Genomic DNA, 20,462 nt, shown 5'->3' with positions numbered 1-20,462 from the left:
CGGCGTCGGTCAGCCGACGCCCAGGTAGGCGTCCTTGATGCTCGGGTCGGCGAGGAGTTCCGCCCCGGTGCCCGTCCTGGTGATCTCACCGGCGTCGAGGATGTACGCGCGGTGCGCCCGGCTGAGGGCCTGCTGCGCGTTCTGTTCCACGAGCAGGACGGTGGTCCCCTGTTCGTTGATCTCCGTGATGATGCGGAAGATCTGCTGGATGAACTGCGGGGCGAGCCCCATCGACGGTTCGTCGAGCAACAGCAGCCTGGGTCGGGCCATCAACGCGCGGCCGAGCGCCAACATCTGCTGCTCGCCCCCGGACATGGTGCCGCCGACCTGCGTGCGGCGTTCCTCGAGCCGGGGGAACAGGCTGAACACGCGCTCGTAGTCCTCGGCGATCGCCGCGCGGTCCTTGCGGGTGTAGCAGCCCATGTCCAGGTTCTCCTGGACCGTCATGCCGGGGAAGATCGCCCGTCCCTCCGGGGACTGGCAGATCCCCCGCACCACCCGCAGGTCGGCGCGGAGGCGGGTGATGTCGTCGCCCTCGAAGGTGATGCTGCCGGAGGTGACCGGCAGCAGACCGGAGACGGTCCGCATGGTGGTGGTCTTGCCCGCTCCGTTGGCCCCGATGAGGGTGACCACCTCCCCCTCCTCCACGGTGAGGGAGAGACCGCTCAGCGCGCGGATCCGTCCGTAGTACACGGACACGTCGGAGATCTCAAGCAACGTCATCGTCAGGAACCCCCAGGTAGGCGGCGATGACCGCGGGGTCCTCCCGGACCTCGGCGGGGCGACCGTCGGCGATCTTCTTGCCGAACTCGAGCACGACCAGCCGGTCCGTGACGCCCATGACCAGTTTCATGTCGTGGTCGATGAGCAGCACGGTGTACCCGTCGTCCCGGATCTCGCGGATGAGCCCCATGAGCTCCTCCTTCTCCGCCGGGTTGAACCCGGCGGCCGGCTCGTCGAGGCACAGGAGCTTCGGCTCGGTGGCCAGCGCCCTGGCGATCTCCAGGCGCCGCTGGTAGCCGTAGGGCAGGTTCTTCGCCTTGTCGGCGGCCCGGTCGGCGATGCCGACGAACTCCAGCAACGCCATCGCCCGCTCGACGCCCTCGCGTTCCTCCCGGTGGTGGCGGGGCAACCGGAGCAGCGCGCCGAGCACGCCGGTGCGGTGGCGGGCGTCGGTGCCCACGACCACGTTCTCCAGCGCGGTCATCTCGCCGAAGAGCCTGATGTTCTGGAAGGTCCTGGCGATGCCTCGCCGGGTGATCTGCGACTTCTTGAGCCGCCCCAGGGGCCGGCCCTCGAGCAGCACGTCCCCCGAGGAGGGGCGGTAGACGCCGGTCATCGCGTTGAAGCAGGTGGTCTTGCCCGCCCCGTTCGGTCCGATGAGGCCGAGGATCTCCCCGCGTCGGATGGAGAAGGACACCGAGTCGAGGGCGACGAGCCCGCCGAAGCTGAGGGTGACGTCCCTCATCTCGAGCAGGGTCTCGCCGACCTCGACCTCGATGTCCCGGTCCGGCGCGACGACGTCCGCCACTTCCGCCTCGTGCTCGGCCCGTTCCTCCGCGCTCATCCGCGCGACCTCACCGACGAGACCGCCTGGCTGGTCGGTCCCGGGGTCGTCGAGGTGGTGGCGCATCTCGGGTGTGGAACCGCTGGTGGTCGTCATGCTCCCGTCCCCTTGCCCGAGTCCTTCATGGGGCTTTCCGTCGACACGGGCTCCGGTTTGCCCACCAGGCGTTTGTACGCCTGCCTTCCTCGTGCCAACAGCCGCTGGCGGGCGCCGAGCAGCCCCTGGGGGCGGAAGATCATCAGGACGATCAACGCCAGCCCGAAGATCAGGTAGCGGTACTCGGACACCACCTGGAACCGCTCCGGCGTGTAGGCGATGACGATGGCCCCCAGGATCACCCCGACCTTGTTGCCGGACCCGCCGAGGATGACCGCGGCGAGGAACAGCACCGAGGTGACCACGTCGAACCTGGCGTTGTTGACGAAGCCGAGCTGCCCCGCGTACAGGACACCGGACAGGCCGCCGATGGCGGCGCCGATGACGAAGGCCCACACCTTGAAGCGGAAGGTGGGCACCCCCATGATCTCGGCCGCGTCCTCGTCCTCCCGGATGGCCACCCACGCGCGGCCGACCCGGCTGCGTTCCAGGTTCCCGACGAGGATGAGCACGGCGATGATGGCGGTGACGGTCAGCCAGTACCAGGGGATCCCGTCGCCCTGGGTGAAGATGCGGGTCCCGTCGGACCACTCCCCCGGCGGCCGTTCCAGGTTGCGGAAGCCCACGTTGCCCCGCAGCGCAGGGATGTTGTCGGCGAGCAGCCGGACGATCTCCCCGAAGCCGAGTGTCACGATCGCCAGGTAGTCACCGCGCAGCCGCAGTGTCGGTGTGCCGATGATGACACCGGACACCATCGTCACCGCGATGCCGACCACCACGACGAGCAGCCACGGGTACTCGGCGTAGAGTGCGGAGTCGCGGCTGGTCATGAGCGCCGCGACGTAGGCGCCGATCGCGAAGAAGCCGACGTAGCCCAGGTCGAGCAGGCCCGCCTGCCCGACGACGACGTTGAGCCCGATGGCGATCAGCACGATGCGGGCGGTGTTGAACAGGGCGAGCTCGAAGTCGGTGCCCGGTTCGGTGGTGATGGGGAAGAAGTTGAGGAACGGCATCAGGTAGACGAGCACCACCACCGGGATGATGATCGCCCACTGGTGGAACCGGCTCAGCCCGTTCCACCAGTCACGGATTCGTTGGCCGAACGGCACCTTCGTCGCGGTCCCGCTGCGGAAGTGGTGCGCGCTCATACCCGGGCCTTTCCTAGCGACTCACCGAGGATCCCGGTGGGGCGGAACATCAGGATCACGATCAGCACGACGAAGGCCACCACGTCGCGCCACTGACCGCCCAACAGCGACTGGCCGTAGTTCTCGAAGACCCCGAGCAGGAAGCCACCGAGCAGCGCCCCGCGCAGGTTGCCGATGCCGCCCAGCACGGCCGCGGTGAAGGCCTTGATGCCCAGGAGGAAGCCACCGTTGTACACCACTCCCTGCGGGATCTGCATGATGTAGAACAGGGCCGCGGCTCCGGCGAGCAGCCCACCGATGATGAAGGTGAGCATGATGACGCGTTCCTTGTTGACGCCCATCAGGGTCGCCGTGTCCGGGTCCTGCGCGACGGCGCGGATGCCCCGCCCCAGCCGCGTGCGGTTGATGAAGGAGTCGGCGATCAGCAGGAGCACCAGCGCGGCGAGGAACACCGTCAGCTGGATGTTCGTCACCGACACCCCGAACACCTCGAACAGGGGCCGCGGGGCGATCAGCTGGATCGCCAGCTCCGGGTTCGGGTTGCGCCACAGCATGATGGCCTGCTGGATCGCGAAGGACGCGCCGACCGCGGTGATGAGGAAGACCAGGCGAGGCGCCTTCTTCCTGCGCAGTGGTCGGTAGGCCACCCGTTCGAGGGTGAGCGCGACGAGCCCCGAGCAGATCATCGCGACGGCCAGCGCCAGGATGAGGTTCACGATCGTCTCGACCAGTGGAGCCTGGGCGATGCCACCGGACTCGTAACCGAGGAACTGGAAGGTGAAGTAGGCGCCGAACGCGCCCACGATGAAGACCTCGGAGTGCGCGAAGTTGATGAGTTTGAGCACTCCGTACACCAGGGTGTAGCCGACAGCGACCAGGGAGTAGATGCTGCCGTAGGCGAGGCCGTTCACCGTGTTGTACCAGAACTGGTCGACCAGGCGACCGATGTCGAAGCTGATCCAGTCCACGCCACCCTGAGCGAGGACCGTCGGAAGGTTGCCGATCACTCAGATACTCGTTTCTCGCGAGATCGCCGGTTCACCGTCAGTCGGTCGGGCAGGCGAGGTACGGCCAACGCGCGGCGCACGCTGGCCGTCCGCCGCTGGCGCCGCTCAGCCGATCTCGCGGTCCCGAACGATCTCGCCGTCCTCGACCTGGTAGACCCAGACCGGGGTGTCGGTCAGCTCGCCGTCCTCGTCCCACTTGAAGTGCTTGGTGAGACCGGGCGCGTCGTAGTCGCGCACGTACTCGAGGACCTCCTCGCGGGTGGACAGCCCCTCGTCCAGCGCGCGCAGCAGGACGGTCGTGGCGTCGTAGCCCTCGGCGGAGTAGGTGGACGGTTCGGTGCCGGCCAACTCGGTGAAGGCGTCGAAGAAGTCACCGAAGCCGTCGGCCGGGACGCACGGGCAGGTCAGGTAGACGCCCTCGGCGGCACCCACGGCGTTCTGCACGAACTGGTCGTCGCGCACGCCGTCGGGAGCCACGAGGGTGGTCTGAAGCCCCCGGGCGAACAGCTGCTGCGCGAAGGGCGCGGCCTCGGTGTAGTAGCCGGCGTAGAAGACGGCATCCGGGCCGGAGGCCTCGATCGTGCCGACGACCGCGGAGAACTCCCGCTGGTTCGTCTTCACCTCCTCGGTGCACACGACCGCGTCACCGAGGGCTTCCCGCACCTCGCGAGCCAGGCCGATTCCGTAGGAGGAGTCGTCGTTGACGACGCAGACGCTCTCGGCGCCGAGGTCCTCCCCGATGAAGGTGGCGGCGGCCGGACCCTGCTGCGCGTCGTTGCCCAGCCCGCGGAAGAAGGTGTCCCAGCCGTTCTGGGACAGCGCCGGGTCGGTGGCGGACGGGCTGATCGTGACCAGGCCGGCCTCGTGGAACGACTGCCCGGCCGCGTCGGACTCGCCGGAGAAGGGCAGCCCGACCACGCCCAGGATGGAGTCGTCGTTGATGGCCTGGGTGACCACACCGGACGCCCGGTCGGGGCTGCCCTCGGTGTCGAACTCCTTGAGCGTCACCTGGCAGCCCGCGTTGGCCTCGTTGTGCTCCTCGACGGCGAGGCGGACACCGTTGAGGATCGCGACGCCGAGGGCCGCGTTCTGGCCAGCGATGGTGCCGATGTAGGCGATGCTGACGCCGTCCTCGCACTCGCCGGTGCCGTCCCCCGCCGGCAGGACGGCATCGGTGGGGGCGTCAGGGGCGGCGGCGGCGCTGTCGTTGGTCGCGGCGCCCCCCTCCGCCGGTTCCTCGTTCCCGCCCTGCGCGCACCCGGCGAGCGTCAGCGACGCCGTCGCCGCGACTGCCAGGATCCGTAAGCGACCGTTTTTCGACACCCGTGCCTCCACGTGAACCCGCCCACGAGCAGCAGTCGTGGGCGTCGTTCCGCTCCTCGGAACGATGAGTTAGGCACGGACCGTAGTCCGATCGTGGCACGTTGCCCATACTGGTCACGTGGCCGTAGCCACATCGTGACGCATGTCGCTCTTCTGGGCTCCGAAAGGGGGAACTTTTCCCTAGGAATGGGATCGCGCACCGCCACCCGGGTGGACATGTGACCGCGACGTGTCAAGGCATGACGTCGGGATGACGTCTGGATCAGCTGAGGGTTTCCAGTACCGCCTCCGCGACCGCCTTCATCGTGGTCCGCCGGTCCATCGCGGTGCGCTGGATCCATCGGAACGCCTCGGGCTCGCTCAGCGACTGGTTCTTCATCAACAGGCCCTTGGCCCGTTCCACCACCTTGCGCGCCTCCAACCGCTCCTGGAGGTCGGCCACCTCACCCTCCAGCGCCCGGACCTCGGCGAAACGGGACATGGCGAGCTCGATGGCCGGGATGAGGTCACGCTTGGCGAAGGGCTTGACCAGGTAGGCCATCGCCCCCGCGTCCCGCGCCCGCTCCACGAGGTCGCGCTGGCTGAAGGCCGTGAGGATCACCACGGGGGCGACCCGGTCGCCGACGATCAGGGACGCGGCCTCGATACCGTCCATCCGGGGCATCTTGACGTCGAGGATGACCAGGTCGGGCTGGAGCTCGTTGGCCAGCTCGACGGCCTCCTGCCCGTCGACGGCCTCGCCGACGACGTCGTAGTTCTCCTCACGAAGCATCTCGACGAGGTCAAGACGGATGAGGGCTTCGTCCTCGGCCACGACCACACGGCGGGCGCTGGTGTTCGGGGCCTCGGTCCGGGCCTCGGCAGCCGGCTCGGTCACCGGGCTCCTCCTGGTTGGTGTCGGCTACTGCGGCAGGTGGGCCGGCAGCGAGTGGCCCACCGTGACTGAATGTCGAATCCTACCCGGTGGGGGCCCTCAACCCGGTAGCGCCCGCGTGGTGAGAGGCCTCACTGTCGGGCGACGCGGGTCCCCCGGACGGGTTGACGGTCAACCGTTCAGGAAAAGCGGCGACCCCCACACGGGAATACCCCGAGCAAACAGCCGGTTCCGTGACCCACGGTCGTGTCCGATGCTCGGCGAGAGGGAACGGAAGATGGCGTTGCGTATTCCGATTTCGCCCCTGGCGAGTATTCCTTGGTTCCATCGGGTCTCCGTCACCGAAATATCGAGTATCGCTCATTGCGCCTCCGTTCGCCTTTCGGAATCGTCGTTGTGGCGCAACCCGATCCCCCCGGAACCAACGTCGGAGGAACTGGTGGACTACGTGCGACGGGTCTTAGCCGGAATCGCCCCCCAGGACGACGTCCTCGTTTCCGAGAACCGGTCGCTGAATGGCGCCGAAACCCATCGTCTGGTCGCCGGTATGGCCGCGGTCCTCGCGCGGTTCGGAGTGGGCCCCGGAGTCCGGGTCGCCTGCCTGCACGGGAACACGCCGGAGGCCGTCCTCCTCCGGCTCGCGGTCCAATGGGCGGGGGGCTGCTACGTCGGCCTGCGCCCGATGTTCTCCCCCACCGTGCACGCGGCGTGCCTCGCCCACGCGGCGCCGGAGGTGCTCGTCCACGACCAGCAGCGCGAGGAGCGCGCCACCGAACTGCTCCGCCGCGCGTCGGTGCCCCGCGTCCTCTCGCTGGGTCCCTCCGCTCTCGGCGAGGACCTGGCCGCACTCGCCGCCGCCGCCGTGGCCGACGCTCCCACGCTCCCCGCCGCGCTCGACAGGCCGGCGTCGCTGGCCTACACCAGCGGGACGACCGGCAGCCCCAAGGGCGTCGTCCACGGCACCACCGCCATGGCGGCGTGCCTCGACGTGGCCCGCGCCATGTACGGACCGCCACCCTGGCGCTTCCTGGTGGCCATCCCGCTCTCCGACCTGGGCGGAGAGCTCGCCCAGTGGATCCTCGCCTGCGGCGGGGTGGTGGTGCTGCGGGAGGACCTCGACCCCCTGGCGACGCTCGCGCTGCTGGAGCGGGAACGCATCACCCACCTGTTCACCGCGCCCAGCTCGCTCTACCAGCTCGCGGAGCACCCCGACCTCGACCACTTCGACCTCACGGCCCTGCGACTCGCCGTCTACGGAGGGGCCCCCGCCGTGCCAGCCCGCACGTCCGCCGCCCTGCGCCGGCTCGGCCCCCGCCTCATGCAGAACTACGGCACCCAGGAGACCGGGTTCGTGTGCGCGCTCCTGCCCGAGGACCACGGGCACCCCGAGCTGCTGGACCACGCCGGTCGGCTGCTCCCGGGAGTCGAGGTGGAGATCCGGGACACCTCGGGCGCGGTCGTCCCGCCGGGGGTGGTCGGCGAGATCTGGGTCCGCTCCCCGATGACGATGAGCGGGTACCACGCCGATCCGGCCCGGACGGGCGAGGTGCTGGTGGACGGGTGGGTCCGCACCGGTGACCTGGGCCACCTCTCCGAGGCGGACCTGCTCCGCATCCTCGACCGCGCCAAGGACCTCATCATCGTCGAGGCGTACAACGTCTACTCCCGTCGGGTGGAGGACGTCCTCTGCCACCACCCGAAGGTCCTCCAGGCCGGGGTCGTAGGCCTTCCCGACGTCGACCGAGGTGAGCGGGTCTGCGCGGCGGTCGTCCTCGCGAGCGGAACCGCGGACGCCGACGAGCTCCGCGAACACGTCGAGGCGCAACTCGGTGAACCACACGTACCCCGCCTCATCCGATTCGTCGACACCATTCCACTCACCGACGGGGGAAAACCGGACAAGTCGGCATTACGCGCCCTGTTCGCCCCCGACCCCCCCTCCCACTGATCCCACGACCAACCGGACGAAAGGAACAGCATGCGGCAGATCGAGATCGAATGGGTGCAGCCCGGAATCACCGTCACCGCCGACCTGAACGAGGAACGCAATCCGCGGCTGGCGGATCTGCTGTGGAACGAACTGCTCCCGTACAACAGCCTCCAGAATCACGCACTGGTATCCGGGAACCACCTCTACCACCTCGTTCCCCACCACCAGCTCGTCTACACCCGCGCCGAGTACAAGGAGGACCGGACGAAGTCCCCGGACGGAACGGTGTTCCTCTCCCAGCTGCAACACCTCGCCGTCAAGTACGGGCCGCTCAGCGAGTACCTCCCCGCCGCCCCGGTCGGGCACGTGGTACCGGAGGACGTCGAGGCCTTGCGCGCCGCCGGCCGCGCCTGCTGGGAGGCGGCGTGGAGCAGCAAGCAGGTGATCGAGGTCCGGGTCCGGCGCAAGGGGGAGGACGTGCGGAACTTCGTGCTCCCGCGCACCGCCCCGGTGGACTCCCCCGCCGTGCAGAAACTGGTGGAGGAGATCCACGACGAGGTCGCGCGGGTGTGGATCGATCCACCCCAGGAGATCGTCGCCATGCACGAGGGGCGGATCGCCAGCCGCGCCGGTAGTTACGACCAGTACTTCTCCACCCTCGTCTTCCTCAACGGCGAGGTGCGGCCGCTGGGCTACTCCGCCCTCAACGGCCTGGTGACGATGTCCCGCACCACCGACATCTCCCTCACCGACCTCCTCCGCATCACACCGATGCTGATCAAGACGCCCGCCGAGTTCCTCGGCTACACCGGGCTCAACACCTTGTGGGACTTCACCCAACGCGTCCTGGACACGCTGCCCGGCGTGGAGACGCGTGACGAGTACTTCGCCCTGATCAACGCGCTCGCGCTGTACGCCAACGTCCTGAACACCTGGAACCTGCACTTCTTTCCCTGGCGAGCCGGCGCCGACCACGCCTACGCGACCGTCTGATCCGGTCGAAGGAGTCAGCCATGCCCAGCAGGGAATTCGTCGAGACGCTGACCGAACTGCGTCACCGCACGCTGCATCCCACGGAGCACAACCGAGGTCAGCTTCCCGAACGGCTCAGCCACGCGCTCCGCACGCTGGCCGTGCCCTCCCATCCCGACGGTGCCTGGCTGGGCACGGCTCCTCCCGACCTCGGCTGGCTGCGGGACTTCGAGGCGGTGCCCGAGCACATGTCCGACCCCGACCTGGTGTTGCGCGGGGTGACCGCCGGGCTGGGCGCGCAACTGCGCGCCCACGCCCCCGGCAACCTGTTCAACATCTTCCCGGTCCCGCTGTTCGACGCGGTGACCGCGGCCACGCTGGCCCAGCTCTACACCCCCAACGCGCTGTGGGACCTCCTGGCCGGTGGCACGCTCGAGATCGAACGCCAGCTGGTCCGACAGCTCGCCGACCTGGCTGGCTGGCCACGCGACGACGCGGGCGGCACCTTCTCCTTCGGCGGCAAGGCCGGTCTGATGTACGCCGTCCGGATCGGGCTGAACCGGTGCCTGCCCGAGTCCGGCCGGCGCGGGCTGGCCGGTGGGGCCGCGCCGGTGGTGGTCACGACCGAGCACAACCACGACAGCGTGGAGCCGGTGTGCGCTCTCCTCGGGCTGGGTTCGGAGGCGTGCGTGCGCGTGCCGGCACCGGGACGGGACCGGGCGACCACCGCCGAGCGGGTCCTCACCACGGTGGCCGACCTGGTCGCACGGGGAACTCCGGTGGCCTGCGTGGTGCTCTCCGGCGGGAGCATCATGGACCACACCATCGATCCGGTCGGCCTGGTCGCCGCCGGCCTGAGCAGTCTGAGCGGTTCGCTGCCCTACCGGCCTTACCTGCACTTCGACACCGCGCACGGCTGGCCGTGGTTGTTCTTCCGCGACTACGACTTCCCCGGCAACCCGTTGGAGATCGACCCGGTGACGCTCGCCGCCCTCCGCGAGGTCAGCGACCTCGTCGCGGAGGCGGCCTGGGCGGACTCGATGACGGCCGACTTCCACAAGGCCGGCTTCTGCCCCTACCCCTCCAGTGCCTTCCTGGCCAGGAACGCCGCCGAGCTGCACACCCTGCACGAGGACCCGCACACCGCCGAGTGGCGGCCGTGGGGCGGCAACCTGGTACTGCACCACACCATCGAGCACTCCCGGGGCGCGGCGGGAATCCTCGCGGCCTTCGCCGCGCTCCACAGCGTGGGGAGGACCGGGTTCCGGGTCCACCTCGCCCACGTCACCGCGATGAACAACGTGTTCCGCGCGCACCTCCCGGAGTTCGGCTACGAACTGGTGAACCCCACGAGCCCCGGGATGGCGTCGGTGTTCTGGCCGGTGGCGCCGGGGGGCCCGGCCACCTTCGCGGAACTGGGCCGGGCGGAACCCCTGCTCGTCGACGACGCCAACCGTTACACGCAGGCCCTCTACCAGCGCCTGGCTGGGCTGGACCCCCAGCACGAGGTCGCCGCGCCGATCGTGCTGGGATTCCTGCCCGCGTTCACGCACGGCGCGCACGGCCATCCGCTGTCGGCGCTGCGCCTGCTCCCCAACTCGCCCCACCACGACGAGGTGACCGTCGCGGCGATCGCGGACCGGATGGCCACCGCCAAGGCGGAGTTCGACCGCTCCGTCACCTCCCGCACCGGTCCCCTCGCCGGCCTCCGCCTCCGCCACGTCCCGGAGTGAGCCGGCACCCGCCGGCCCTCCAGGACCGACACCCCGAGGAGTTCGAGGTGACCGCATCCCCCCGCCCGTGCCCAGCCCAGGTTCCCGACTCGTCCACGGCGTTGCGGCTCGCCCGGTTCTTCGCCGCGGGATGCCTGGGACAGGCACTCGCCGCTCTGGTCAGGGCGGGCGTCGTCCGGGAGATGGCCAGGGACCGGCCCTCCGTCGACGAACTCGCCCACCGGACCGGGACCGATCCGACGACGCTGTCGCGGTTCCTGCGCGCCGGAGAGGCGGCTGGCGTGTTCGTGGAGGACCCACCACACCACTTCGCCCTGTCGGACACGGGAGAACTGCTGGCGGAGGGGCCGGGATCGCTGGGTGGTCTCCTCGAACTGGCGAACACGGCCCCGGTGTTGGCCGCGTGGTCCGCCGCCGAGCACACCCTGCGCACCGGGGAGTCCGCCTTCGCGGCGGTGCACGGCTCGTCCGTGTTCGACCACCTCGCGCAGGCGCCGACCCTGGCCGGCGCGGTGGGGCGGGCGATGGGGGCCAGCGTCGCCGCGGAACTCGTCCCGGCCTCGGTGGATCTCCCCTCAGCGCGCCACGTGGTCGACGTGGGCGCGGGGGGCGCGCGCCTCCTCACGGCGCTGCTCGCCGCCCAACCGCACCTCGTGGGGACGCTGGTCGGCGTGCCCACGGCGGCTCGGGAGCAGGTCGCCGAGGAGCTGCGGCGGTCGGGGGTGCGTTCCCGCTGCCGCCTGCCCGACGGCGAGGTCCTCCCCCAGGACGGGGACGTCTACCTGTTGTGCCACGTGCTGCCGTGCCTCGACGACGAGGACGCGGTCTCCCTGCTCCGATCGCTCGTCCCCGTGCTGCGGGAGGGCGCCCGGCTGCTGGTGATCGGCTTCGTTCCCTCGGCTCGGGACCGCACCCCGGTGATCCCCGCGTTGGACGTGTGGATGGCGGCGATGTGCGGCGGACGTCAACGCACCGAGCACGAGTACTCGGCTCTCCTCGACCGAGCCGGATTGCTGCTACGCGCCCGGCACGGGGTCCGCCCCGACACCGAGTGCGTCCTCGAGGTGGTTCGCCGGTAGTCGACGCCACCGGCCGGGAGGGCGTTCGCGGACGCTCACCCGGCCCGGCGGGGCAACCGCCCGATGATCATGCCGGCCTCGCCGTGGTCGGTGAAGTGCCCGCCCGCGAGGACGGCTCGCAGCCTGCCCTCCGCGGCGGTGAGGAAGTCCTCCCAGACAGCGTCGGCCGGGAGCAGGTGACGCCACGCGGGACGCAGGGAGTCCAGGTACCCGAGCAGGGGTTCGAGCTCGTCGCAGACGACCGTGTACGCGCGTCGCCGTACCGCCACCTCCCCGAAGGCGGCCGCCAGGAGGTGCGCGTGGTGCAGGCCGAACCGCGCGTCCGGCCGAGGCGGGACGGGCCCGCCGCCGACGTCGGCGAACGCGTGGTCGGCCAGCGTGTACAGCTCGGTCAGCGAGCTCGAGTCGTTGGTGGTGGCCACCGCGATGCCGTCGGGCCGCAGGGCTCGGGCCATCTCCCGGACCGCCGTCACGATGTCGGGCACGTGGTAGAGCATGTGCATGGCCACCACGGCGCCGGCCGCGCCGTCGGCGACCGGGAACGCCTGGACGTCCCCGACCACGTCGGGCGCCATGCCGGTGGAGACATCGACACCGAAGAGGTCCAGGTCGGGTCTGCGGGCGGCGAGCCGGGCGCGCAGCAGACCGTTCCCGCACCCCACGTCGATGACGGGTCCCGGCGCGGTGGCGACCACGGAGGCGACGTCGTCGTGGAGGTCGAACCGAGGCCGCTGGAAGTCGAAAAGGCGTTGGCGTGCCCGCAGGATCCTGGTGGTCCCGTAGTACTCGTCCGCCACCAGCTGCCGGTCGGTGTGCATACCGGAATGCTATTCCCCGACGGGGGCTCCGTGGTCTCCTCGAGCTCCGATTCCGGAATTCGGGCGACGGAAGCGTCCCGCCCGGTGGACGGCTCTCACCGACCGTGCCGACACGACCTCCCGCACTGCTCCAACCGACGGAGCGGAAAGCCCCCCGTTCAGGATTATCCCGAACCCCACGACCGCGCGGAAAACGACGCGGAACAACGGAACACGTCATCCCAGGAGTCAGGAACGGCCGTTCACCCGATCAGCGAGGCCGGGTTCACGAAGCGCACCGGGCGAGCGACCACCCGCCCATCAGCCAATTCACCCTACTCGGATGGGGGAAACAGCCACCCTGCCACCCACTCGTTCTTGCCGACGGGTCACCGACGTTGGTATATCTCTATTCAGCGGTTCACGTCATGGATTCCACCACCGGCCCACGACTCCGCATTTCCGATGTCGCCATTCCTGACCACCCGGTTCGTGGACGCACCAGCACCCACCACAGAAAACCGGGCCCGCGCCACCTGCTTCCCCGTGGCCCGTTCCGGCGGCCGCGATCAGCGCGCACCGTTCCGCACGAGGAGACCGCACGTGATTCTGGATTCCGGCCGAAACAACGGGGTCAACTGGGAACGTTACTGGCGGGACGTCACCAGCGACGCCGGCACTCCCAGCCCGCCCTGGCACTTCGGTTCGGGTGCCGAGATGGCTCCCTACCTCCCCGTCATGCTCGACCACCTCGCTCCCGAGCTCCCCCTGGTCGACCTCGGGTGCGGCGACGGTCTCCTGACCGACCACCTCGCCAGGCACTACCCGGTGGTCGTGGGCGTGGACGTCTCCCCGGCGGCGATCGCCGCCGCGCGCGGCCGGGCCCGTCCCGGTCTGTCGTTCGACGTCCTCGACGCCACCGACGTGGAGGCCGCGGCGAGGTTGCGCGCCACGGTCGGTGAGGCCAACGTCCACCTGCGCGGGGTGCTGCACGCGATGGACCCGGCCGACTGGCCCGCCGCCCTGACGACACTGGCGACGCTCACCGGCCGACGGGGGCGGGTCTTCGACATCGAGATCACCCCGGCCTTCTCCGACGCCGTGGAGGAGATGCTCGGGAAGTTCGCCGCCCCGCCACCGGGGATGGCCGCGGTCGCCCGCAGCGGCCTGCGGCCGACGGAGCTGGACTCGCCGAGCCTGCGAGCCCTGTACGAGGACACCGGCTGGGCGGTGGTGGCCGCCGAGGAACTGACGGGACGTTCCACCATGCGGCTGCCCGACGGCTCCTACTTCGAGTACCCGTTCACCTACCTCGTGGCCGGGCGACGGTGAGCTCGGAGGGCTCCGTGGCGGGCGGAGCCGAGGTGGAGGGTGTCCCGCGCTCACCGGACCCGACCGGTCCGGTCTTCACCCTCAACGAGGTCCCGGCCCTCGACAGCGATCCGCTGTTCGCGCTGTTCCGGCGGGAGCACCCGCTGAGCCGGATCCGGCTCCCCCACGGCGGGGAGGGCTGGCTGGTCAGCCGTTACCAGGACGTGCGCACCGTGATGACCCACCCGGCGTTCAGCGCGGCCGCCGCCGCCAGCGACCAGGTACCCCGGATGACGGTGGTGGCGGGCCGGCCCCCGGAGACCATCGCCGGCCTCGACCCACCGGAACACACCCGGCTCCGCCGGCTCGCCGCGCCCACGTTCCGGGCGAGCCGCATCGCGACCTTCCGGCCGCTGGCCACCCGTATCGCCGTGGACACCCTGACCGAGTTGGTGGACGCCGGGCGACCCGCCGACTTCGTACGGCACTTCGCCCTCCCGTTCCCCGTCCGGTTGATCTGCACGGTCCTCGGCGTTCCCTACGAGGACCACTCCCGCTTCGTGCCCTGGTCGGAGGCCGTGCTCTCCACGACAGGGCTCAGCGGCGCCGAGTCAGCCCAGGCGTTGGAGGAGATGAAGGAGTACTTCCGCCACCTCATCGCCGAACGCCGACGCGCCCCGTACGACGACCTGCTCGCCGACCTCGTCGCCGCCCGCGACGCCACGCCGGAGCCGGGAGGGTCCGACCAGCTCAGCGAGGAGGAGCTGGTGATGTTCGCGGTCCTGCTGCTCATCGCCGGTTACGAGACCTCGATCAACCAGATCGGCGCTTCCTGTTTCCTGCTGTTGGAACGGCGTTCCCGGTGGGAGCAGCTGGTGGCGCACCCGCGACTCGTCACCCGGGCCGTGGAGGAGTTGCTGCGGTTCGTGCCGCTGATCAACGGGGTGACGCTGCCCAGGGTGGCGGTCAGCGACGTCGAGGTCGCGGGCGGCACGATCCGGGCCGGTGAGGCGGTGTTCGTCTCCATCCCCTCGGCGAACCGCGACGAGCGGATCTTCGACGACCCCGACACCTTCGACCCGACCCGGGTCCACAACCAGCACGTGGCCTTCGGGCACGGGCCCCACTACTGCCTCGGGGCGCACCTCGCCCGCCTCGAACTCCAGGTGGCACTGACCGAGCTGATCCGGGTGCTCCCCTCGCTGCGGCTGGCCACGCCCAGGGACGACGTGCCCTGGCGCACCGGTCTGGTGGCGCGCGGGCCGACCGCGCTCGCCGTCTCGTGGTGAGCACCGCGACGTTCCTCCGCATCCGTTCCGACCAGGAGACGAGACGATGAGTCAGGAAGACGCGTCGGGGGTGTGCTTCCTCGAGGAGATGGACGCCCTCGAGATCGACCCCCACTTCGCGATGGCCCGACGTGAACGGCCGCTGAGCCGGATCAAACTGCTCTACGGGGACGAGGGCTGGTTGGTCACCCGGTACGAGGACGTGAAGCTGGTGCTGTCGGACCCCCGCTTCAGCGCGGTGGCGGCGGCCAACGACAACGTTCCCCGCATGACGGCGGTGGGGAAACCGGTCGACACCCTCGCTGGGCTCGATCCGCCCGAGCACACGCGGTTGCGCCGACTCGCCACCCCGGCCTTCACCGTGTCCCGCCTCGAGTCCTTCCGCCCCCAGGCAGTGCGGATCGCCACCGAGCTGCTCGACGCGCTGCGCGAGGCCGGGCCACCCGGAGACGTCGTGCAGGGGTTGGCGCTCCCGTTCCCGGTGCTGGTCATCTGCGAGATGCTCGGCGTCCCCTACGAGGACCGCGCGCGGTTCCTGCCCTGGTCCGACACGATCCTGGCCACGACGGCGCACTCCCCCGAGGAGGCCGTCGTGGCGTTGGAGGAGATGAAGGAGTACTTCCGCCACCTCATCGCCGAACGCCGACGCGCCCCGCACGACGACCTGCTCGCCGACCTCGTCGCCGCCCGCGACGCCACACCCGGCCCCGGGGAGAGCGACCAGCTCAGCGAGGACGAACTGGTGATGTTCGCCTCGGTGCTGCTGATCGCCGGTCACGAGACGTCCGTGAACCAGATCGGGGACTCCTGCTTCCTCCTGCTGCGGGACCGCCACCGGTGGGAGCTCCTCCAGCGGCGTCCCGAACTGCTCCCCAAGGCCGTGGAGGAGCTGCTCCGCTACGTGCCGCTCGTCAACGGGGTGATCCTCCCCCGCGTCGCGACGGAGGACGTCGAGGTGGCGGGGGGTGTCATCCGGGCGGGCGAGGCGGTGTTCGCCTCGACGGCGGCGGCCAACCGGGACGAGCGGTTCTTCGACAGGGCCGATGAGCTCGACCTGCTCCGCCAGCGCAATCCGCACCTGGCCTTCGGCTACGGGCCGCACTACTGCCTTGGCGCGCACCTCGCCAGGATGGAACTGCGAATCGCCCTGGGCGAACTGCTGCGCACGTTCCCCGCGCTGCGGTTGGCGGACCCGCCCGAGGAGGTCAGGTGGCGGAGTGGGTTGGTCATGCGGGGGCCGGTCGAGCTGCGCGTCACGTGGTGATACCGACGGCGGCCGGGACGGTGGGCCAGGACCCTGCCGCGATGCTCGCGCCCCCGCCCCGGATCCACCCCGGGCGCTGGTCGGGCCGGTGGTCCCGGGTGTCCCGCCGCCCGAGGTGCCCCGCCCCGCCCCTGGCTGGGAGGTGCGCCAGGCCCGGGCACGACCTGCGGTCCGCGCCTCGTGGCAGGCGGGCGAGGCGGCGGGCCGCGCGGCCCACGGGCGACCGAGAGGCGTGCTGGACCGGATCGGTCCCGCCCCCGGTCCACCGGGGGCGGCCCAGCCCGGACGTCCCGGGGAGACGCGTTGGAGCGGACCTCCGATCCGACGGCGCACCCGCGAGTGGCGGGCGCACGGACCCTGTTGATCGACGAACGGACGAGAGATGACGGACACGACCACGGACATGGTCTTCGGCCTGTCCGAGATCGACGGGATCGAGATCGACCCGCTCTTCGGGCGGCTCCGCCGCGAACGACCGCTCGCCAGGATCCGCATGCCCTTCGGCGGTGAGGGCTGGTTGGTCACCCGCTACGAGGACGTGCGCACCGTCCTGGCCGACCCCCGGTTCAGCGCGGCGGCCGCCGCCGGCGACTCGGTTCCCCGGATGACCGCCGTGGGCAGGCCGGACGACACGATCGCCGGCCTGGACCCACCGGACCACAGCCGGCTCCGCCGGTTGGCGGCACCGGCGTTCAGCCCCGCCCGCCTGGAGTCGTTCCGCCCCCGGGCCACCAGGATCGCCTCGGACCTCCTGGACGCGGTGGAGCGCACGGGGCCGCCCGCCGACCTCGTCACGGCGCTGGGCCTCCCGTTCCCGGTGCAGGTGATCTGCGAGATCCTCGGGGTTCCCTACGAGGACCGGGCGAACTTCCTCCCGTGGTCGGACGCCGTCCTCTCGACCACCGCGTACACCGCCGAGCAGGCGGCGGCGTCGCTCGCGGAGATGAAGGCGTACTTCGCCCACCTGGTGGAACGGCATCGCGTCCACCGCCACGACGATCTCCTGGCGGATCTGGTGGCGGCCAGGGACACCACCGTGCCGGGCGAGGCGGACCGGCTCTCCGAGGACGAACTGGTCATGTTCGCGCTCGTCCTGCTGATCGCGGGCCACGAGACGACGGCCAACCAGATAGGCAACTCCTGCTTCCTGTTGCTCTCGGACCGCTCGCGCTGGGAACAGCTGGTCGACCAGCCCGAACTCATCCCCCGGGCGGTGGACGAACTGTTGCGGTTCGTGCCACTGGTCAACGGCGTCACGCTGCCCAGGGTGGCGAAGGTGGACGTGGAGATCGCGGGCGGGCTGGTCAAGGCCGGTGAGGCGGTGTTCACCTCGACGTCGGCGGCGAACCGGGACGAGCGGGTGTTCGAGGACCCGGAGCGCCTGGACCTGACTCGGCGGCACAACCCGCACGTCGCGTTCGGCCACGGGCCCCACCACTGCATCGGCGCGCAGCTGGCGAAGGTGGAGCTGCAGATCGCCCTCGGCGAACTCGTCAGACGGTTCCCGACCCTGCGGCTGGCCGGCCCGGCCGAGGAGGTGCCGTGGCGGCGGGGGCTGGTGATGCGGGGGCCGACCGAGCTGCGGGTGTCGTGGTGAGGCCGGGCCACGCGCCCGGTCGCCACGTCCCCGCGACGCGAGCCGGTCCGCCTCCCGGGATGCGGGCCGCCACCGCCGCGCCGCGTACCTCCTCCCGACGTCCTGACCTTGGCCAGCGCCGCCGGGTCACGATCCGAGCGGCCGGAGCGTGGCTCACCGCGTCCCGGCGCTCCGCCGTCGAGCTGGAGCACCGTGAACAGCGGTTCCGCGTCGGCCGCCGGGGCCGGGCGGTGGCTGGTCCCGGCAAAGGGGACCCGTTGCGTCCCGGTGAGCGCGGTTGGCTAAAGTAAGGGCAGCAACGCCCCCGTAGCCCAATCGGCAGAGGCAGCGGACTCAAAATCCGTCCAGTGTGCGTTCGAGTCGCACCGGGGGCACTCGCCTTTCGCCGGGCGATACGGCCCCTGACCAGCATGTTCTGGTCAGGGGCCGCTTGGCGTCGGCGGTAGGCGTGTCCGGTGGCGGCACCTGTTCGGCGGTCGACCGCGTGCTCGAGCAGCCGCTCCGCCGGCCGTCGTCGGGCGGTTCGGCAGCCCGTGCTGGTACTTCCGCGCTCCTCCCGGGAAGCCCTGCCGCGCGCACGGACTCGCCCGTCGATCTCGGCCCAGCGAGGCCGGTCTCCTCGGCCCGCTCGACGCGGCGGATCCGAGTGCGAGCCAGACGACGCCAGGGTGTCCTCGTGACGTTCGGGAACGGTGCTCGCCTGGGGCGGCGGGGTCAGGTGTCGCAGGCGGTCTCCCGTTCGGCCGCCAGGGCGCGGAGGGCCGCGCGGTCGGTCTTACCGGTGCCGGCCACCGGGAACGCCGGGAGGGTGCGGCACGTGGCGGGTACCTTGGCGGCTTCGAGGAACCGCCGCAGTTCCCGCAGGACCTGGTGGCTCCCCAGCTCCGTCACGGCGAACAGGACCGCGTCCCGGCCGCCCGCCGGGGGCACCACCACGGCGTCGGTGACCTCGGGGACCTGACGCGCCGCCGCCTCGATCTCGGCGGCGCTGGTGCGCACGCCGCGTTGCTTGAAGATGTCGTCCCGGCGGCCGTGGAAGTACAGGTGGCCGTCGCTGTCGAGACGGCCGTGGTCGCCGGTGCGCAGGAGGCGTTCTCCCGTGCGCGGGTCCTGGCCGAACGTCCTCGTGGTCAGCGGTTCGTCACGCCAGTAGCCGGCCATGACGTGCGGCCCGGAGACGACGATCTCACCCTCGGTCCCGGCCGGCACCGGCCGGCCAGCCGGGTCCAGGATCGACACCGACGTCCCGGGTAGCGGGGTTCCGAGCGAACCGGGCCGGACCAGGTCGCTGTCGGCCTCGGCGATGGTGACCCGTTTGCATTCGGTGATGCCGTACATCAGTCGCACGGCGGCGGTCGGGAAGGTCCGCCGGAGGTCCTCGATGCCCGTCGGGGTCAGCTCCTGGCCCGTGTTGGTCAGCAGGCGAACGCTGGGCGCGGGGGCGCGCCGGCCGAGCCGGGTGAGCACGGCGGCCAGCGGGGGCACGACCGGGACGACGGTGACCTCGTGGCGGCGGATGGTCGCGAGCAGGCCGGCGTCGTCGCCTGGCCCGCGCAGCACCACCGCCGCGCCCACCCGGGCGGCCAGGAGTGCCTGGTAGAGGCCGTAGTCGAAGGACAACGGCAGCCGGCACAGGATGACGTCGTCCGCTCGGTACCCGAGGGTGTTGCCGATCGCGCGCACGGCGAACATGACCGCGCGGTGGGGGCAGACGACGGCCTTCGGTTCGGAGGTGCTCCCGGAGGTGTAGAGCAGGATGGCGGCGGTGTCGGGGTCCGGGGCGCGGGGCGGCGTGGGTGGTCGGCGCGGGCCACCGGTGGTGGGGGGAGGTTCGGTCAGGACCAGTGTCGGCTCCGCGTCGGAGGTGATCCGCTCGAGTCGCTGGGGTGGGGCCTCCGGGTTGAGGAGCACGGCGGCGACGCCGGCCCGGGAGCACGCGTAGAGGGCGGCGAGTACCCACGCCCGCGCGCTGGCCCTGATCGCGACCCGGTCCCCGGGGCGTGCTCCCGAGCGGACCAGGTGGTCCGCGTACTCGCGGCTGGCCGCCGCCAGCTCGGCGTAGGTCCACGTGCCGTCCACGTCGTGCACGGCGCTGGCGGTCGGCCACCGCGCCGCCGCGGTGTCGACGAGGGTGTGCAGCGGGCCGGTGTCCTGCCCAGTCACGGTCACCGGGTGGACGGTACCGGCTTTTCGAGGGGGTCGGCCCCCGGTCGTGGGGTCTCTTGGGGGTGGCTGTTCCCCTGGCGGAGCGGTCGCGGCCGGCAGCCTCCCCGCCGCCGGGTGGGAGGGGCGACCGGTTCGGCGGCTTCGGCGGATCGTCCGTGTCCAGGGAGGTTCGACTGTGCGGTGACGGGACCGGCTCGCGATGCGGGGGTGGCGCGGACAGCGGGCTCGACGCCGGAGCGGGCGCGGGGATCGTGCCCGCCGTGGCCTTGTCCCGGTCCGTTCGGGGTTCAGGGCACCGTCGGACGGGAC

The 20,462-nt window shown here is 71.0% G+C and carries 16 protein-coding genes and 1 tRNA gene; 9 read left to right on the top strand and 8 right to left on the bottom strand.

Annotated elements, in window-relative coordinates; genetic code table 11:
* Positions 1 to 9 precede the first annotated feature (9 nt).
* The 6 genes from C1701_RS24075 to C1701_RS24050 all read right to left on the bottom strand — a co-directional run bounded on the left by C1701_RS24075 (position 10) and on the right by C1701_RS24050 (position 6,018).
* Positions 10 to 723, bottom strand: coding sequence for an ABC transporter ATP-binding protein (locus C1701_RS24075; RefSeq protein ID WP_103056681.1), 714 nt, complete (start codon positions 721 to 723; stop codon positions 10 to 12).
* Positions 710 to 1,633 (bottom strand): ABC transporter ATP-binding protein, encoded by a 924-nt coding sequence (locus C1701_RS24070; RefSeq protein ID WP_103057170.1) that lies wholly within the window; start codon positions 1,631 to 1,633, stop codon positions 710 to 712. The genes C1701_RS24075 and C1701_RS24070 overlap by 14 nt, the downstream gene beginning before the upstream one ends.
* A gap of 26 nt (positions 1,634 to 1,659) precedes the next feature.
* Positions 1,660 to 2,811, bottom strand: a complete 1,152-nt coding sequence (locus tag C1701_RS24065; RefSeq protein ID WP_026418119.1) for a branched-chain amino acid ABC transporter permease — start codon at positions 2,809 to 2,811, stop codon at positions 1,660 to 1,662.
* Positions 2,808 to 3,818: a branched-chain amino acid ABC transporter permease gene (locus C1701_RS24060; RefSeq protein ID WP_026418120.1), complete on the bottom strand. Its 1,011-nt coding sequence runs from the start codon at positions 3,816 to 3,818 to the stop codon at positions 2,808 to 2,810. The genes C1701_RS24065 and C1701_RS24060 overlap by 4 nt, the downstream gene beginning before the upstream one ends.
* A gap of 105 nt (positions 3,819 to 3,923) precedes the next feature.
* Positions 3,924 to 5,141, bottom strand: a complete 1,218-nt coding sequence (locus tag C1701_RS24055) for a branched-chain amino acid ABC transporter substrate-binding protein (RefSeq protein ID WP_026418121.1) — start codon at positions 5,139 to 5,141, stop codon at positions 3,924 to 3,926.
* A gap of 262 nt (positions 5,142 to 5,403) precedes the next feature.
* Positions 5,404 to 6,018: an ANTAR domain-containing response regulator gene (locus tag C1701_RS24050; RefSeq protein WP_026418122.1), complete on the bottom strand. Its 615-nt coding sequence runs from the start codon at positions 6,016 to 6,018 to the stop codon at positions 5,404 to 5,406.
* A 436-nt stretch (positions 6,019 to 6,454) separates the two neighbouring features.
* Between C1701_RS24050 and C1701_RS24045 the strand changes: the two genes are divergently transcribed.
* Genes C1701_RS24045 through C1701_RS24030 form a run of 4 tightly spaced genes read left to right on the top strand, consistent with a single transcriptional unit; the run spans position 6,455 to position 11,729 of the window.
* Positions 6,455 to 7,963 (top strand): class I adenylate-forming enzyme family protein, encoded by a 1,509-nt coding sequence (locus C1701_RS24045; RefSeq protein WP_337661924.1) that lies wholly within the window; start codon positions 6,455 to 6,457, stop codon positions 7,961 to 7,963.
* Between the two features lie 30 nt (positions 7,964 to 7,993).
* Positions 7,994 to 8,938 carry a DUF3830 family protein gene (locus C1701_RS24040; RefSeq protein WP_103056679.1) on the top strand — a complete coding sequence of 315 codons (945 nt, stop codon included), beginning with the start codon at positions 7,994 to 7,996 and terminating at the stop codon, positions 8,936 to 8,938.
* A gap of 20 nt (positions 8,939 to 8,958) precedes the next feature.
* Positions 8,959 to 10,650: a hypothetical protein gene (locus tag C1701_RS24035; RefSeq protein WP_030106296.1), complete on the top strand. Its 1,692-nt coding sequence runs from the start codon at positions 8,959 to 8,961 to the stop codon at positions 10,648 to 10,650.
* 47 nt (positions 10,651 to 10,697) lie between these two features.
* On the top strand, positions 10,698 to 11,729 hold the full coding sequence (locus C1701_RS24030; protein ID WP_337661923.1) for a methyltransferase: 1,032 nt from the start codon (positions 10,698 to 10,700) through the stop codon (positions 11,727 to 11,729).
* A gap of 35 nt (positions 11,730 to 11,764) precedes the next feature.
* Here C1701_RS24030 and C1701_RS24025 read toward each other — a convergent pair whose 3' ends face one another.
* Entirely contained in the window at positions 11,765 to 12,547 is a 783-nt protein-coding gene (locus tag C1701_RS24025) for a class I SAM-dependent methyltransferase (protein WP_051313722.1), read from the bottom strand.
* Positions 12,548 to 13,129: 582 nt separating this feature from the next.
* Between C1701_RS24025 and C1701_RS27835 the strand changes: the two genes are divergently transcribed.
* From C1701_RS27835 to C1701_RS24000, 5 genes are all read left to right on the top strand, one after another.
* Complete coding sequence (locus C1701_RS27835) at positions 13,130 to 13,858, top strand: methyltransferase domain-containing protein (protein WP_051313724.1); 729 nt, start codon at positions 13,130 to 13,132, stop codon at positions 13,856 to 13,858.
* A gap of 14 nt (positions 13,859 to 13,872) precedes the next feature.
* Entirely contained in the window at positions 13,873 to 15,126 is a 1,254-nt protein-coding gene (locus C1701_RS24015; protein WP_245588733.1) for a cytochrome P450, read from the top strand.
* Between the two features lie 46 nt (positions 15,127 to 15,172).
* Positions 15,173 to 16,390, top strand: a complete 1,218-nt coding sequence (locus C1701_RS24010; RefSeq protein ID WP_026418129.1) for a cytochrome P450 — start codon at positions 15,173 to 15,175, stop codon at positions 16,388 to 16,390.
* A 382-nt stretch (positions 16,391 to 16,772) separates the two neighbouring features.
* Positions 16,773 to 17,987: a cytochrome P450 gene (locus tag C1701_RS24005; protein WP_103056676.1), complete on the top strand. Its 1,215-nt coding sequence runs from the start codon at positions 16,773 to 16,775 to the stop codon at positions 17,985 to 17,987.
* A gap of 300 nt (positions 17,988 to 18,287) precedes the next feature.
* A tRNA-Leu gene (locus C1701_RS24000) sits at positions 18,288 to 18,361 on the top strand.
* 340 nt (positions 18,362 to 18,701) lie between these two features.
* Here C1701_RS24000 and C1701_RS23995 read toward each other — a convergent pair.
* Positions 18,702 to 20,156, bottom strand: a complete 1,455-nt coding sequence (locus C1701_RS23995; protein ID WP_337661922.1) for a class I adenylate-forming enzyme family protein — start codon at positions 20,154 to 20,156, stop codon at positions 18,702 to 18,704.
* Positions 20,157 to 20,462 lie beyond the last annotated feature (306 nt).

Origin of the sequence: Actinoalloteichus sp. AHMU CJ021 (assembly GCF_002895405.1) — a bacterium.
Classification (GTDB): domain Bacteria; phylum Actinomycetota; class Actinomycetes; order Mycobacteriales; family Pseudonocardiaceae; genus Actinoalloteichus_B; species Actinoalloteichus_B caeruleus.
The sequence above is the reverse complement of the archived record's forward strand: the minus strand, read 5'-3'. Positions and strand labels throughout refer to the sequence as shown.

Bases quoted from the DNA above. Each gene is read 5' to 3' on its own strand.
- C1701_RS24075 (WP_103056681.1), bottom strand. From the start codon at position 723: ATGACGTTGCTTGAGATCTCCGACGTGTCCGTGTACTACGGACGGATC.
- C1701_RS24070 (WP_103057170.1), bottom strand. From the start codon at position 1,633: ATGCGCCACCACCTCGACGACCCCGGGACCGACCAGCCAGGCGGTCTC.
- C1701_RS24065 (WP_026418119.1), bottom strand. From the start codon at position 2,811: ATGAGCGCGCACCACTTCCGCAGCGGGACCGCGACGAAGGTGCCGTTC.
- C1701_RS24040 (WP_103056679.1), top strand. From the start codon at position 7,994: ATGCGGCAGATCGAGATCGAATGGGTGCAGCCCGGAATCACCGTCACC.
- C1701_RS24035 (WP_030106296.1), top strand. From the start codon at position 8,959: ATGCCCAGCAGGGAATTCGTCGAGACGCTGACCGAACTGCGTCACCGC.
- C1701_RS24025 (WP_051313722.1), bottom strand. From the start codon at position 12,547: ATGCACACCGACCGGCAGCTGGTGGCGGACGAGTACTACGGGACCACC.
- C1701_RS24010 (WP_026418129.1), top strand. From the start codon at position 15,173: ATGAGTCAGGAAGACGCGTCGGGGGTGTGCTTCCTCGAGGAGATGGAC.
- C1701_RS24005 (WP_103056676.1), top strand. From the start codon at position 16,773: ATGACGGACACGACCACGGACATGGTCTTCGGCCTGTCCGAGATCGAC.